15 protein-coding genes are annotated in these 13674 nt (G+C 62.1%); 8 read left to right on the top strand and 7 right to left on the bottom strand.

Annotation, left to right across the window (positions count from 1 at the left end; all coding sequences use genetic code 11):
- The 5 genes from pilP to SDENCHOL_RS09520 form a co-directional block, all read right to left on the bottom strand.
- Positions 1-486, bottom strand: coding sequence for a type IV pilus biogenesis protein PilP (pilP, locus tag SDENCHOL_RS09540; protein WP_154717016.1), 486 nt, complete (start codon positions 484-486; stop codon positions 1-3).
- Positions 473-1777 carry a type 4b pilus protein PilO2 gene (pilO2, locus tag SDENCHOL_RS09535; RefSeq protein ID WP_154717015.1) on the bottom strand — a complete coding sequence of 435 codons (1305 nt, stop codon included), beginning with the start codon at positions 1775-1777 and terminating at the stop codon, positions 473-475. The genes pilP and pilO2 overlap by 14 nt, the downstream gene beginning before the upstream one ends.
- A gap of 3 nt (positions 1778-1780) precedes the next feature.
- On the bottom strand, positions 1781-3445 hold the full coding sequence (locus SDENCHOL_RS09530; RefSeq protein ID WP_172955051.1) for a PilN family type IVB pilus formation outer membrane protein: 1665 nt from the start codon (positions 3443-3445) through the stop codon (positions 1781-1783).
- Between the two features lie 4 nt (positions 3446-3449).
- A complete protein-coding gene (locus SDENCHOL_RS14225; protein ID WP_231912962.1) occupies positions 3450-4301 on the bottom strand; it encodes a toxin co-regulated pilus biosynthesis Q family protein in 852 nt (283 codons plus the stop codon).
- Positions 4302-4832: 531 nt separating this feature from the next.
- Positions 4833-5276 carry a universal stress protein gene (locus SDENCHOL_RS09520; protein ID WP_154717013.1) on the bottom strand — a complete coding sequence of 148 codons (444 nt, stop codon included), beginning with the start codon at positions 5274-5276 and terminating at the stop codon, positions 4833-4835.
- Positions 5277-5472: 196 nt separating this feature from the next.
- Between SDENCHOL_RS09520 and SDENCHOL_RS09515 the strand changes: the two genes are divergently transcribed.
- The 4 genes from SDENCHOL_RS09515 (at position 5473) to SDENCHOL_RS09500 (ending at position 9361) form a co-directional block, all read left to right on the top strand.
- Entirely contained in the window at positions 5473-7176 is a 1704-nt protein-coding gene (locus SDENCHOL_RS09515; protein WP_231912961.1) for a PHA/PHB synthase family protein, read from the top strand.
- A 147-nt stretch (positions 7177-7323) separates the two neighbouring features.
- Positions 7324-7776 (top strand): hemerythrin domain-containing protein, encoded by a 453-nt coding sequence (locus SDENCHOL_RS09510; protein ID WP_154717012.1) that lies wholly within the window; start codon positions 7324-7326, stop codon positions 7774-7776.
- A 3-nt stretch (positions 7777-7779) separates the two neighbouring features.
- Positions 7780-8004 (top strand): DUF2249 domain-containing protein, encoded by a 225-nt coding sequence (locus SDENCHOL_RS09505; RefSeq protein WP_154717011.1) that lies wholly within the window; start codon positions 7780-7782, stop codon positions 8002-8004.
- Between the two features lie 13 nt (positions 8005-8017).
- Complete coding sequence (locus SDENCHOL_RS09500) at positions 8018-9361, top strand: hypothetical protein (RefSeq protein ID WP_154717010.1); 1344 nt, start codon at positions 8018-8020, stop codon at positions 9359-9361.
- Here SDENCHOL_RS09500 and SDENCHOL_RS09495 read toward each other — a convergent pair.
- Entirely contained in the window at positions 9346-10047 is a 702-nt protein-coding gene (locus SDENCHOL_RS09495) for a Crp/Fnr family transcriptional regulator (RefSeq protein WP_154717009.1), read from the bottom strand. The genes SDENCHOL_RS09500 and SDENCHOL_RS09495 overlap by 16 nt on opposite strands.
- 116 nt (positions 10048-10163) lie before the next feature.
- On the opposite strand from SDENCHOL_RS09495, the gene SDENCHOL_RS09490 reads away from it, so the two are divergent.
- From SDENCHOL_RS09490 to SDENCHOL_RS09480, 3 genes are all read left to right on the top strand, one after another.
- Entirely contained in the window at positions 10164-10556 is a 393-nt protein-coding gene (locus tag SDENCHOL_RS09490; protein WP_154717008.1) for a SirB2 family protein, read from the top strand.
- 98 nt (positions 10557-10654) lie between these two features.
- Complete coding sequence (hemN, locus tag SDENCHOL_RS09485; RefSeq protein WP_154717007.1) at positions 10655-12061, top strand: oxygen-independent coproporphyrinogen III oxidase; 1407 nt, start codon at positions 10655-10657, stop codon at positions 12059-12061.
- Positions 12062-12105: 44 nt separating this feature from the next.
- Positions 12106-12852 (top strand): sulfite exporter TauE/SafE family protein, encoded by a 747-nt coding sequence (locus tag SDENCHOL_RS09480; RefSeq protein WP_154717006.1) that lies wholly within the window; start codon positions 12106-12108, stop codon positions 12850-12852.
- Here SDENCHOL_RS09480 and SDENCHOL_RS09475 read toward each other — a convergent pair.
- Positions 12836-13000, bottom strand: a complete 165-nt coding sequence (locus SDENCHOL_RS09475) for a hypothetical protein (protein ID WP_154717005.1) — start codon at positions 12998-13000, stop codon at positions 12836-12838. The genes SDENCHOL_RS09480 and SDENCHOL_RS09475 overlap by 17 nt on opposite strands.
- Here SDENCHOL_RS09475 and SDENCHOL_RS09470 point away from each other — a divergent pair.
- Positions 12999-13673 (top strand): TetR/AcrR family transcriptional regulator, encoded by a 675-nt coding sequence (locus tag SDENCHOL_RS09470; RefSeq protein ID WP_154717004.1) that lies wholly within the window; start codon positions 12999-13001, stop codon positions 13671-13673. The genes SDENCHOL_RS09475 and SDENCHOL_RS09470 overlap by 2 nt on opposite strands.
- Position 13674 lies beyond the last annotated feature (1 nt).

Here is a 13674-nt window from a genome sequence, read left to right as displayed (position 1 = left end):
TCATTGTCCTCTGGGGGTGAGCGGAGGTACCGGCATCATCTGGGCGGGTGACTGCGGGGGTTCGTAACCATAGCTGAGACGCGCCTTTTCTCCGCCACGGGTGATATGCACGGCATCGACGCCGATCTTGGAAACCGTCCAGCCGCCGGGAATCCGGTCGCCCTGTTTGACGGTCTGCTGCTGGCCGCTGCCAAAGATCAACGTGGCCACCATTTTGCCGTCGGCGCCTTCGATGGACTGCACGACGGGCTGGCGCAGCCTGTCCATGTTGCTCATGCCGCTATTGGTGAGCTGATCGATTTCACCCTGTTTGGCGACGATCTGCGCGCGCAGTTCGAGCTCCTGCCGCTTGGCGTTGAGCAGGGCGATGGATTCGTTGATCTGCTGCAACTGCTCGGGAATGCTCTGCTGGGCGAAAGCCGGCATTGCCGCGGCGATACCGGCGGTGGCGATCAAGGCCAGCGCGATTTTCTTATGGCTGTACATATTGCATTCCCTCCATGGTCCATTTCATCATGCCCTCGCTGAATGTCAATGTGATTTTGCTGATCCGCAAACCGGGGCCGTCAAGCACCGGGAGGATCGTGTCAGGTGCAAGCAGCATGTCTCCTATCGTCCACTCCAAGGTTTTCCAACTGCCGTCAGACAGGTTGGGTTGACCGAGAACGGCCGATTTGCCGGTGGTGTCACTGACCGAGAGTCCGATGCCGTAGCGCTGCGAGAAGTCGAGCATGTCCAGCAGCTTTTCACGTGCCTTGGGCAGGACTTCGTTCGTGCCGGGGGGCAGTTCGAGCGGTATGGTCAGCGTTGCGCGATTGCCGTCCGGCGATATTTCCGCATCCGGCTGCAGGGCAAGCAGATGCTCGATGCGTCCGGTCTCCTGGCGTGACCAGGACATGGTGAGCTTTCCTTCAGCGCAAACGCTCGTGGATGGCGTCCAGTTTCCCGGCCAGAAGGTCTTGACCTGGCCCAGCGCGGTATTGCAGGCTGCCAGAAACTGCGCGGCCGGCGGCTGTTTTTTCCACGGCTGTTCGGCAGCGGCGAGCTCGCGTGCCGCCTGTTCGGCCGCTTCCTTCCGTTCGAGCGCTTCCAGTTCTTTCGTGGCGCGATAGTGTTCCCACAGCTGGTAACCGCCGAAGATGAGCGCCAGGGCGATCAGGAGGGCGTGCAGTTTCGGATTGTTGCGGATCAGATCCAGCCAGATGTTGCGGATCAGGCGGATTTCCCACCATTTCTTGAAGCTGTATTTGTCGCCTTTTTTGGGCAGCAGTTCTTCGAACTGGCGCTCGATGCCATGGGGAATGCCCCACTGCGCCGGGGCAAAGACCGTTTGCCAGTCGGCCAGCGACAGGTCGGTCATCATGCGGCTGCGAATGAAGTCCTCGCTGCCGAGCAGGTCGCCATCGTGCAACAGCACGCCTTCGCGCTGCGCGACGTACAGCCATTTCTTGCCCGGCACTTCCATGGCGCAGAGAAAGCTGCGATCCCGGTTGGCCACTTCCAGCGACTTCGAGATCATTGCGGCGACAGACAGCATGCCTGGCTTGAGGCCGTCCAGTTGCGTGCCGAAGCCTGCCTGGGGGATGCCCGAGGTACGCAGGACGGCAAGGTCGAAACCTTGCTCTTCCGCCATTTTCTGCAGCTCGACCATGCGCAACCGGGCAGTCGCGCCGGGCAGCGGCTGCCAGAACAAGCCGGAAACGAAGGTACGCCTTCCAAACTCGAAGGTCTGGAAGCCTGCTCCTGTCAGACCGGGCGCAGTTCGCTCAGTGGCCATCAATCAGTCCGCCACGATGGGTTGAATCAGGATGACCAGCACGCTGCGATTGCGCTTGCCATTGACGCCACCGCCCAGCATGGGATTGCTGGCCTTGCCCATGCCTTCGGTCGTGGCATTGGTCGTGTTTTGCTCAAACCCCGTCATGACCAGCGTATCGCCGCTGTTGAGCATGACGCGCTGCAGGAAGTTGCGGGTATCGACATCCGGCGCCTGGATGCTGGAGTTGTTCGAGTTGACCGTGTACATGCGCAGCAGCGAGGAGATATCGACCGCATACTGGAGCATCAGCCGGCCGCGATCCAGGATGTGCGGCACGATGGTCATCGAGAAGCCGGTGGTCAGCATGCCGGGCTGCAGCGTGGTCGTCGATCCCGCGCCCTGGGTGACCGTGGTGGTCGATGAGGCGAGGTAGGTCGTCTGCCGGCCGACCTGCAAGGGCGCCGACTGGTTGTTGAGGGTGGTCAGCGAAGCCGAGGTGATCTGGGAAACATGCCCCTGACTCGACAGGGCATTGATCAGCGCTTGCGAGCCGGCCCAGGATTGGATGTCGGAATTCGTCGCCTGGCCTGCCGTCGTCAGCACGTTCAGCGCCAGATTGGAACCGCCGGCACTGGCGGCGTCGACGAAGTTGTTGGAGAACTTGAAGCCGAGGTTGCCCGACATCGACTGGTAGGCCAGGCCCCAGTTGATGCCGTATTGCTCGCCATTGCTCAGCTCCACGGAGAGGACCCGGACATTGACCACGACCTGCTTGCTCAAGGAAGCATTTTGCGACTCGATGTACTTGCCGACCTGCGAGACGATTTCCGGCCGGTCGGTCACGGTCACGGTGCCCGTGGCCGCGGTCACGGTCACGGTGCCTTTATCGGAGAGCATGCCCTTGATCGAGTCCTCGACGGCCGACCAGACGGACAGCTTGGAGTCGACCTGGGTTTTCTGCTTGGTCTCGGAGGAGGCGCTGTCGCTGCCGCCACTGCCGCCTCCGCCGGAGGAGGAGCCTCCCGTGGTGTTGGAGACCATGTTCTGCAGGATGGTTTCACCCGGCAGCGCGGCCAGACGGAAGGTGCGGGTGGTGTAGCGATAGAAGCGGATGCCGTCGCCCAGCCACTCCCAGCTCAGGCCGAAGCGGGCTGCGGCAACATCGAGAAAGCCGGAGAGTGGGCCGTCGTAGCTGATGGGGATGCCATGCTGGCCGCTGCTGGCCATGGCGTAGCCGAATGCCGGCGTCATGCCCGGCAGGCTGGGCTGCGCGGCCGTGGCCGTATTCGCGGTTGCGCCAGTCTGGCCGGCTTGCGCGGAAGGCAGCGCCTCCGGAGCGACCGTGACCGGGACGCCCATGAGCAGGGTGACGCGCTCGGCAACGTCCTGGATGGTGCGGAATTCGCGATTGACCGAAAAGCGTCGGCTGGTTGCGCGGTGGCCGGAAACCTGGAGCTCGTTGTCGCGGAGCTTGCGGACGGGCAGCCAGATGCCTTCCGGATTATCCACGGCGGCCTTCGCCCCGGCATTGCTGCGATTGATTTCCTGAAGGTATTTGTTGATTTCCTCGTTCGTGGCGTTGACGTTCTTCTGCATCGGCGCCACGCGCTTGCTGGCGCACCCGGCGGTAACCAGCAGCGAAATCAGCAGCAGAGGGATGAGTGTGGTTTTTGCAGTGGGTCGCATCGTCTTACTTCCTCGCCATGATTCGCAACATGCGGTTGGCCGCGTAGAACTGTGCCTGTACGTTCGCACCGTTCCGGTTGAGGGCATCGACGACCTTGGTGATGGCGCCGGTAAAGCTGTCGTCGAGTTCCAGGTCGGCAAGCGCGACCAGGTCTTCGGGTTCCCAGGTCGTCTGCCAGCCTATGCTTGAGGCCCAGCGGGCAAAGATGTCGGAGAGCCGTTCGCCATTGCGAATCTGCCAATGGGACTGGCTGTCCAGACCTGGGCGCGCGTTCGCGCCGCCGTAGGTGTTGTTGTAGCCGTAGTTGCTGCTTGGGGTTTCGTAGGCGGATGGAGTGGATGGGGTGGGTGGGGCGGATGGGACGCTTGCCGTGGCAACCGGTTCAGGCGATGGTTCGGGTGAGGGCTCGGGCATGGGGGCTGGCGCTGGTTCCGGTTCCGGCATCGGCTCGGGTGCTGGCTCCGGCATCGGGTCGTATGCCGCTTCCGGTTCCGGTTCGTTTGCTGTTTCGGCGGTGTCCGAAACAGGCCGGGCGGCGGCGCCCGGGAGCCGGGGATAGGCCGTATCCGGCGCCGTAATGTCGCCTTTGAGGAATTGCGCCGACTGAAGCCGGGTGCTGGCGCTTTCCAGGGCGGGAGCGGATTCGTCCGAGTCGAAGGTCGCGGCGTTATATGCCATCTGTGCGTTGGCCAGCAAGGGCGCCAGCGACATGACGATCGCCGGTAATAGCTTCAGAAATCCTGTTTTCAATTTGCTTCTCCTATGTTTTTCATCGGCCGTTGGTTTCCGGGATTTCGAGGTTCCGATGTTCCGGGGTTCTTGCCATCGACGTGACATGCAGTGATTTTGATTCATGTGGCGACCCATTGCATGTATTGGGTATTCGCATGGTGCGCACCATGGCGCCGCGCGGGCAGCGGCCGCGCGAGGGGCGGGATGCGAGGATGAGCGGTGCGGCTGGTTGGGTGGCGTTGCTCATTGGCAGGGAGAGTGCAGCGTGCGAAACGGCGCGGGTGCGGGGCATCGAACGTGGAATGCAGGAAATGCGGAATGCGGGACGCACCTCGGGGATGCAGCGTAGCCGTCGTGTAAGCGGTAGCCCGGTCAATTGAATCCCCCTCCCAATTTTCATTTTTGCAGCGAACCAGTGAACTCAAGCCGTCTTGTCCGGCATGGTCACTTGGCCGCTGCAGTATATATCGCCAGTTGTGCAATGCCCAGACGGGGCGGCAACTGTACTGGCCAATAATTTTTTGCCCAGTATAAATAAAAAAATGCAAAAAAACAGGATGGATAAAGTCCGTCCGGCAAGGTGGAGCAATTAAAGCAATTATCGTGGCCGGCGTGTACTCGGTGCATTCAGTACACTCGGCCCGTTCAGTTCGTTCAGCGCCAGACGAGAACCGGAATTTTCGAATGGGTCAGCACTTTCTGGGTTTCACTGCCGAGCAGCAGGCTGCTGATGCCGCGGCGACCGTGCGAGGCCATGAAAATCAGATCGCAGCCGGCCGTGATTGCGGCCTCGATGATGGCCGCGTAGGCGATGTCATTGATATGGCTGACGCTGTCGCAGGGGACGCCGGCGCGCTGCGCCTCTGCCGCTGCGGCTGCCAGGATGGTCTGCGCCTGCGCATCGGCCATTTCGGCGAACTTTTCCGGTGTCGTCGGGTCGATCAGGGCGCCTTCGCCGTAGAAGCTGATGGGGTAGTCCGGTTTGGCATAGAAGAAAGTGATTTTTGCGCCGGTCTCCCGGGCAAAGTTCACAGCGTGCCGAACGGCAACGGTGGATAGTTCCGAGCCATCGGTTGGTACCAGGATATGCTTGAACATGACGCACCTCATCGCGATGTGGTATGGGCAAGCGATTATAATCATCCCCTTTCCCATTTCAGGCAGATGGATTTCGGCCATGAAGGGAAGTGGCCGGCAGCAGGAATGATTCTGCCGGCCTGGCCGCACCGTCTTCTTTCCTGGAGCCATCCGCATCATGAGCCTTTCCGATAGCACGGTACAAAAAAGCACTCCCATGACACCGAAAGATGCCTGGCAGGCGGTGCATGATGCGGTCGAGAGCCGGATCGATCCGATCGGCATGATGGCGCCGCTGGTGCATGCCCAGATGGCCTGGTGGCTGCATCCCCAGGAGCTGGCCGAGTCCCTGAGCCGCTTTTCGACGGACGTGCTTACCTTGCAGTGGCATACTTGGCAGCGCGCCTTGGGAATGCAGGCGGAGGATGTCGTCCGGCCGCATGCCGACGATCAGCGCTTCAGCGATCCGGAATGGCGCGATATCGCAACCTGGGGAATTCTCCGGCAGTGGTATCTGTTGTTTACGCGCCAGACGTTGGACATGCTGCATGAAACGCCGGGGCTGTCGAGCAGGGAGCGGCGCAAGGCGGCGTTCTGGTGGCGCGAATGGCTGAATGCCATGGCGCCGACCAATTTCTTCTGGTCCAATCCGGTGGCCCAGCGCAAAGCCATCGAGAGCAACGGACAGAGTCTTGCGCGCGGTCTCGAGATCATGCTCGATGATCTCAAGGCCGGCACGGTGCGCATGACCGACCCGAGCCATTTCACCGTCGGCAAGAATCTGGCGACGACGCCGGGCAAGGTGGTTTTCCGCAATCGCCTGCTGGAGGTGATCCATTACACGCCGACGGTCGAAAAGAACTTCGAAAAGCCGCTGGTCATCGTGACGGCCTGGATCAACAAGCACTACATCCTCGACATGACGCCGGCCAAGAGCATGGTGAAGTATCTGCTCGATCAGGGCTTCAGCGTGTTCATCACCAGTTGGAAGAATCCCGATCAGACGATGAGCGAGGTGAGTTTCGATGATTATCTGAGCGAGGGTATCGACAAGATCATCCACGTCGCCCGCGAGATCAGCGGCGCGAAGCAGGTCAATGCGGTCGGCTACTGCATCGGCGGGGCAGCGCTGACGACCTACATGGCCTGGGCCAACCGGCGCTATTCGGCGCGTGAAATGCCGGTTTCCAGCGTGACCCTGCTGACGGCGCTGGTCGATTACCACAAGCCGGGCGATATCGAGATTTTCCTCGATGAAAGCACCATACAGTGGCTGTCGAAGAACATGCAGGCCAAGGGGTTTCTCGAAGGCCAGGAAATGGCCACCGCTTTCCGCTTGCTGCGTTCCAATAGCCTGATCTGGCACTATGTGGTGCATGGCTATCTATATGGCGAGACGCCGCCGCCTTTCGACGTGCTGTACTGGAACATGGATGCGACGCGCATGCCGGCTGACATGCACCAGTGGTATTTGCGCGAGTTCTATCTCAACAACAATCTCATCAAGAAAGATGCGCTGACCATCGCCGGCGAGGCAATCGATCTCGAGCGGATCAAGCAGCCGGTCTATTCCGTGGGTGCGGCCGACGATCATATTGCACCCTGGCGGCAGACCTTCCGGGTCAACAATTTCGTCTGCGGGTCGAAGCGCAATGTGCTGTCCAGCTCCGGGCACATCCTGGGGATCGTCAATCCGCCGGTCAATCCGCCGAAGCGCGAATATTGGGTGGGGACTGCGGAGCGCCACGATACCCCCGAAAGCTGGCATGAGCGTGCCGAGCATCGGCAGGGATCGTGGTGGGAAGACTGGATGGCCTGGCTCAAGCCCCAGGCCGGCAAGCTGGTCAAGGCCGGGCCGACGACGACCCGCGAGTATCCCGCGCTTGGCGATGCGCCCGGGGAATACGTGCGGGAAACCTGAGTTTCATTCCGGGTTGCATTGCATCTCCTCCATGCCTGGCGCGGGCTTGGCGTGGCCGGAGCCGCCGGGGCCGCTTGACCGCAGTCAAGGCATGTCTGGAGCGATGTCATAAAATAGCTGGCCGATTCTCATATCTTCGAGGCAAGCATGCCGGACATTCGTGAAATCCTCCCGCCGCATCACAAGCATTGCGACGAGCTTTTTTCCGCCGCCGAAGAAGCCGCGCAGCAAGGTGACTGGCCGGCTTGCGCGGCATCCCAGACGCGCTTCGTCGCGGAACTGCTGGCGCATCTGGATGCCGAGGAAGCCTTGCTGTTCCCGGCCTTCGAGGAGGCCACGGGGATGCGCGAAGGGCCGACCCGGGTGATGCGCATGGAGCACGGACAGATGCGCGAACTCGCCGGGCAAATGGATGCGGCCCTGGCGGCGCAGGATGCCGATGCCTTTGCCGGCGCGGCCGAGACCTTGCTGATCCTGATGCAGCAGCACAACATGAAGGAGGAAAACATCCTCTATCCGATGTGCGATCAGGCGCTGGCGGGGCAGGTCGATGCGCTGGCCGGTGAATTGCGGCAGCGCCTGGCTGCCGCGGGTCGATGAGCCATGGCACTCGATCCGCTGGTCATCGACGGCCGTAATCTGCAGCCGCCGGAGCCCCTGGAGCTGACGCTCGCGGCGCTGGATACGCTGCAGCCGGGGCAGGAGTTGCTCCTGTTGCTGCACTGCGAGCCGCATCCGCTGTATTCGATACTCAGGCGCAACGGCTATCGTTACGTGGCCGAGTTCAAAGCCAACGGCGATAACGAGATCCGCATCAGCAAAGCCTGAGGGCATTGGGGCGATGCGCGCGAATCTGTCGTTTGAACAGGCGCCGCCGATTTCGGTGCCCTTCCGTTTTTTTCTGCTGGCGCCGCTGTTTGGCGTCGCTGCCGGCTTGCTGCTGGCGGTGCAGGGCGGCGAGGCGCTGGCATCGCGCTGGAATCCCTCCGTTCTTGCGCTGACGCATCTGTTTTCCGTCGGCTTCATGCTGCAGGCCATGTGCGGCGCACTGCTGCAGTTCGTGCCGGTGGCGACCGGCAGCAACGTCTGGCGTCCCGCGCTGCTCGCCAATGTGGTGCATCCGCTGCTCGTTCTGGCCGCCATGACACTGGTCACGGCATTTCTCGCCGCGCAGTCCTGGCTCTGGCTGTTTCCGCTGGCCGGCCTGCTGTTTGCCCTGGGTCTCGGCCTGTTCATCGCCGCTGTCGGCATGGCATTGCTGAAAACGCCGGCGACGGGCGTGACGGTGCGGACCTTGCGTCTGTCCCTGTTCGGCCTTGCCATGACGCTGCTGTTCGGGCTGCTGCTGGTCAGCATGCTGGGATGGCAGGGGCGCTTCATCGAGCTGACCGGCTGGTCGTTGCCTCGGCTGGTCAATGCGCATGCCGCCTGGGGATTGGGCGGCTGGGCCTTGCTGCTGGTCATGGCCGTGTCCTACATGGTGGTGCCGATGTTTCTCCTGACGCCGGCGTATCCGGCGCAGGTCAGCCGCTGGTTGCCGTTGGCCCTGCTGGCCGTGCTGCTGGTCTGGTCGGGATTGCAGTTTTTTGGCAAGTCCCTAACCCTCGACGGCCTGGCCAAGGGCATCACGCTGCTGGGGCTGACGCTTGCGGCGGCCTATGCGCTGGTCACGCTGTGGCTGCAGAAGAACCGCCGACGGCGGATCGTCGATCCGACTTTCCTGTTCTGGCGCAGCGCCATGCTGGCCCTGCTGGCGATCCTGCTGTCATGGCTGGCTCTGCTTGTCCTGCCGGATCTGGCAAGGCATCCGCGCAGCCTGGTGTGGCTGGGCGCGCTGGCCCTGCATGGCGTCTTCGTCTCGGTGATCAGCGGCATGCTCTACAAGATCGTGCCGTTCATGATCTGGCTGCATCTGCAGAAGCTCGAGCATCTCAGGACGCTGCCGCCCAACATGAAGCAGATGATTCCGGAGCGCATGATGCGCGGCCAGTGGGCTGCCTATCTGCTGGCGCTGGCGCTGCTGCTGCTCGCCGTGGTCCGGCCGGCATTCGCAACCGCGGCGGGTTGGGCGCTGGTGCTGTCCTTCGCCTGGCTGGAGTGGAATCTGTTGCGGGCGCTACGGCTCTATGTGGATTTCCGCCGCGAACATGCCGCCGCTCACGCCGTCGTTCACAGCTCGAATTGACGCAGGCGGCGCATGTCGTGGATCGTGATCTGCTTGCCATGCACGGTAATCAGCCCGGAGTTCGAAAGGTCGTGGAAGACGCGCGAGAGCGTTTCCGGCGTCAGGCTGAGGCGCGAGGCGATGACCTGTTTCGAGGTGGTCAGGGCGATGGTGATTTCCGTCTCGCCATGGGCTTCTTCCTTGCCCTGCTGGAGCAGGAAGCCGATGACGCGCTGGGTGGTCGAGCGCAGTGAATAGGATTCGACATCCTGCACCAGCGCGTGCAGGCGCATCGACAGCCCGGCCAGCATGCGGCGGGCGAAGGAGGGATCCTGTTCGAGCAGGTCGATGACCGCATTGCGGGCAATGTGCAGCAGCAGCGTGTCGGAGAGCGATTCGGCAAAGACGGGGTAGGGGCAGTCCATGAACATCGCCGCTTCGCCGAAACTCTGGTGCGGGCCGAGGATGTTGATGACTTTTTCGTTGCCCTGGCTGGAGGGGAAAGCCAGTTTTATCTGGCCGAAGACGACCAGGTAGAAGCCGCGCGGCATATCGCCCTTGTGGAAGAGCATTTCGCCTTTTTGCAGGCGTTTTTCGCGTGTGTTTGCGGTGATGTGGGCGATCTGTTCCGGGGCAAGCTCGACGAAGAGCGGCAGGCGCGCGAGGATCTGCGTAATATCGCGGGTTTCGGGTTTTTCGGTGGGCATGGGGATTTCCTGTGAGGCGAAACCATAGCATGAATTTTTCATCCCACGGACGGGCAGGGCCGTCCGTGGATTCATGAGCGTGGCGTGACGGCTTCACCGAAGCTGAAGGAGGAAACGTGTATATCGCTTTCAAGCATCTGCATATCGCCTGCGTCATTCTGAGCGGGCTGGGATTTTTACTGCGCGGCATCCTGATGCTGCGCGATTCGCCCTGGCTGCAGGCGCGCTGGCTGCGCATCGCGCCGCATGTCGTCGATACGCTGCTGTTTACCGCGGCCGTCGTGCTGGTGGTGATGAGCGAGCAATATCCCTTCGTTGAACCCTGGCTGACGGCCAAGGTACTCGGCCTGATCGCCTACATCATCCTCGGTTCCCTGACGCTGAAGGCCGGCCGCGGCAAGACGCTGCGCGTTGTCTGCGGGTTGCTGGCGGTGCTGACGTTCGCCTATATCGTTGCCGTGGCCATGACGCGGAATCCGCTGGGCTTTTTCTCGCCGTGGGCAGCTTGAGCGGGTGAGTGGATGGCCGCTATGGTAGGCTAGCGGGTTCTGGATTTGCCACTTCGCCGCTTGCGGGTGGCCGATCATTTTGATGGGCACGGAGAGTTATGAGCGCAGTACAGCATGAGTCGGGCATCGCGGCCATTTTCGACGAACGGATCATCCGGCGTTTCGATGTCAGCGGGCCGCGATATACCTCTTATCCGACGGCCGACCGCTTTACCAATGATTTCGGTCCCGACAGCTACAAAAAATGGCTGGGCAGCCGCACGGTGGCCGGCGTCAGCAAGCCGCTGTCGCTGTACTTCCACATTCCGTTCTGCAATACCATCTGCTACTACTGCGCCTGCAACAAGATCATCACCAAGGATCATGGGCGCTCGGCCAAATATCTGAAATATCTCGGCAAGGAGCTTGCCCTGCAGGCTTCCCTGCTGGAGGGCGAGCATGACGTGGTGCAGTTGCACTGGGGCGGCGGCACGCCGACTTTCCTGTCGCACGAGGAAATGCGCCTGCTCATGGACATGACGCGCGAGCATTTCCGCCTGCTGCCGGATGGCGAATATTCCATCGAAGTGGATCCCCGCAAGGTGGATGAAGCAACCGTGCAACTGCTGGGCGAACTCGGTTTCAACCGCATGAGCCTGGGCGTGCAGGATTTCGATCCGGTAGTGCAAAAGGCGGTTAACCGCATCCAGAGCCTGGAGGAAACCCGCCTGGTCATCGAGGCGGCGCGATGCAATCAGTTCAAGTCGGTGAGCGTGGATCTGATCTACGGCCTGCCCTTCCAGAGCGTGGAAAGTTTCAACCGTACGCTGGATGAGGTGATCGGGCTGGATCCGGATCGCCTGTCGATCTACAACTATGCCCATCTGCCGCATCTGGTGAAGCCGCAGCGGCGCATCAACGAGGCCGATCTGCCGAGTCCCGATGCCAAGCTGGAAATCCTGCAACTGGCCATCCGCCGTTTGGCCGAGGCTGGCTATGTCTTCATCGGCATGGATCACTTCGCCAAGCCCGATGACGAGCTGACCGTCGCCCAGAACCAGGGGCGCCTGCATCGTAACTTCCAGGGGTATTCGACGCATGCCGAGGCCGATCTGCTGGCCTTCGGCATTTCTGCGATCAGCAAGTGCGGGCCCAGCTACGGCCAGAACGTGAAGACGCTGGACGAGTATTACGACCTGCTCGACCAGGGCGTGCTGCCGGTGATGCGCGGCATCGAGCTGAATGCGGACGACCTGCTGCGCCGTTCCATCATTCAGCAGTTGATGTGTCATTTCGAGCTCGACATCGCGGCCATCGAACTGGCGCATCAGATCGACTTCAAGTCCTATTTCGCCGAGGAATTGGCCGCCCTGGGCGAGATGGAAGCCGCCGGTCTGCTGAGCATCGGCGAGCGCCAGTTGCGCGTACATCTCTCCGGGCGCATGCTGGTGCGGGTGATTGCCATGGCTTTCGACCGCTACCTGCGCCGTCCGCAGGAAGGCGCGCGGTATTCCAAGGTGATCTGAGCCGGCCGAGCCGGCTGGCGCGCAGCGGATTTTCGGAGATGCCGATGCCCGATACCGGTTTCATCGCCCTGTTCCTGGTCGGCTTCCTGGGCGGCACGCATTGCATCGCCATGTGCGGCGGCATCGTCGGCGCCCTGAGTATGCAGATGCCCGGCGCGGCCGGGGCAGCATCCGCCGGCGGGCGGCCGATGCGGGCGGCACTGGCCAATCTGCCGCTGCATCTTGCCTACAACCTCGGCCGCATCTCCAGCTACAGCCTGGCCGGCGCGGCGCTGGGCGCGGTGGGCAGCCTGGGCTTGCTGTTCGAGCATCTGCTGCCGATGCAGATGACGCTGTATGTCGCGGCCAATCTGATGCTGGTCGCCCTCGGCCTGTATCTGCTCGGGCTGAATCAATCCCTGCAATTTCTCGAACGTGCCGGCCAGCGCATCTGGCTGAGGATACAACCGCTGTCGCGGCGTTTCCTGCCGGCCCGCCGGGTGAGCCAGGCGCTGCCGCTGGGCATGCTCTGGGGCTTTCTGCCCTGCGGCATGGTCTACAGTGCGCTGACCACGGCCCTGATGTCGGGCAGCGCCTTGCGCGGTGCTGGTTTGATGCTGGCTTTCGGCCTGGGTACGCTGCCCAACCTGCTGTTGGCCGGCCTGCTGCTGCAGCGTCTACGCGCCTTCAGTCGGGCGAAACTGGTGCGGGTGGTTTCGGGGCTGCTGGTGCTGGGCTTCGGCGTGTATGGCTTGCTGAATGCGACCAGCCTGGGCGGGCGCCTGTGGCAGGGGATCATTTGCCGCGTTTGAGTGCTGGCCTGCGCACCGGCAAGCCACCGCAGGTCGTGGGCAACTGATGGTTCCAGGGCTTGCCCAGCCAATCGTTGAAATCTGCTTGACCCGGCAAGGTTGTTTTGCTTAAATCAAGTTCTGTTTCAAACAACCGTTTGCCTGCCATGTCCGAACCCGATACCCGTAACCGCATCCTGCGTGCCGCTGAACTGCTGTTCATCGAGCATGGCTTCGAGGCCACGACGCTGCGCCAGATAACCGGCAAGGCCGGGGTGAATCTGGCGGCTGTCAATTACCACTTCGGTTCCAAGGATCAGCTCATCGAAGAGATCTTCCGCCAGCGCCTGGGCTGGCTCAACGAGCAATGCCTGCGGGAACTCGACCAACTGGAGGCCGCCGCCGGTGGCGCGGCGCTGCGGCCGCGTCAGATACTCGAAGCCTTCTTCGGCGTGTCGCTCCGCATGGCGGCCGACAAGGAAGGAGGCGGCAACAATTTCATGCGCTTGCTCGGACGCACCTATACCGCACCGGCACCTGCCATCCGGGAGTTTCTGGTGCGCGAGTATGCGGTGGCCGTGCCGCGTTTCAAGACGGCGCTGTTTCACGCCCTGCCCGACGTGCCGGAGGAGGAAATTCTCTGGCGCTTTCATTTCATGCTGGGGGCCATGTCCTATGCCACGTCCGGGGCCGATGCCCTGAACGTGCTGGGTGGCCTCGACGACAGCGACAGCAGCGCCCTGCACGCGCGGCTGGTGGCTTTTCTCATTGGCGGTCTGCGCGCGCCGCTGGCGGAATTGCCGCCCAAGCCTGCCGGCAAGCGGGAAAAACAGCCGGCCTGAG

It is taken from the genome of Sterolibacterium denitrificans (assembly GCF_900174485.1).
GTDB lineage: Bacteria > Pseudomonadota > Gammaproteobacteria > Burkholderiales > Rhodocyclaceae > Sterolibacterium > Sterolibacterium denitrificans.
The sequence above is the reverse complement of the archived record's forward strand: the minus strand, read 5'-3'. Positions and strand labels throughout refer to the sequence as shown.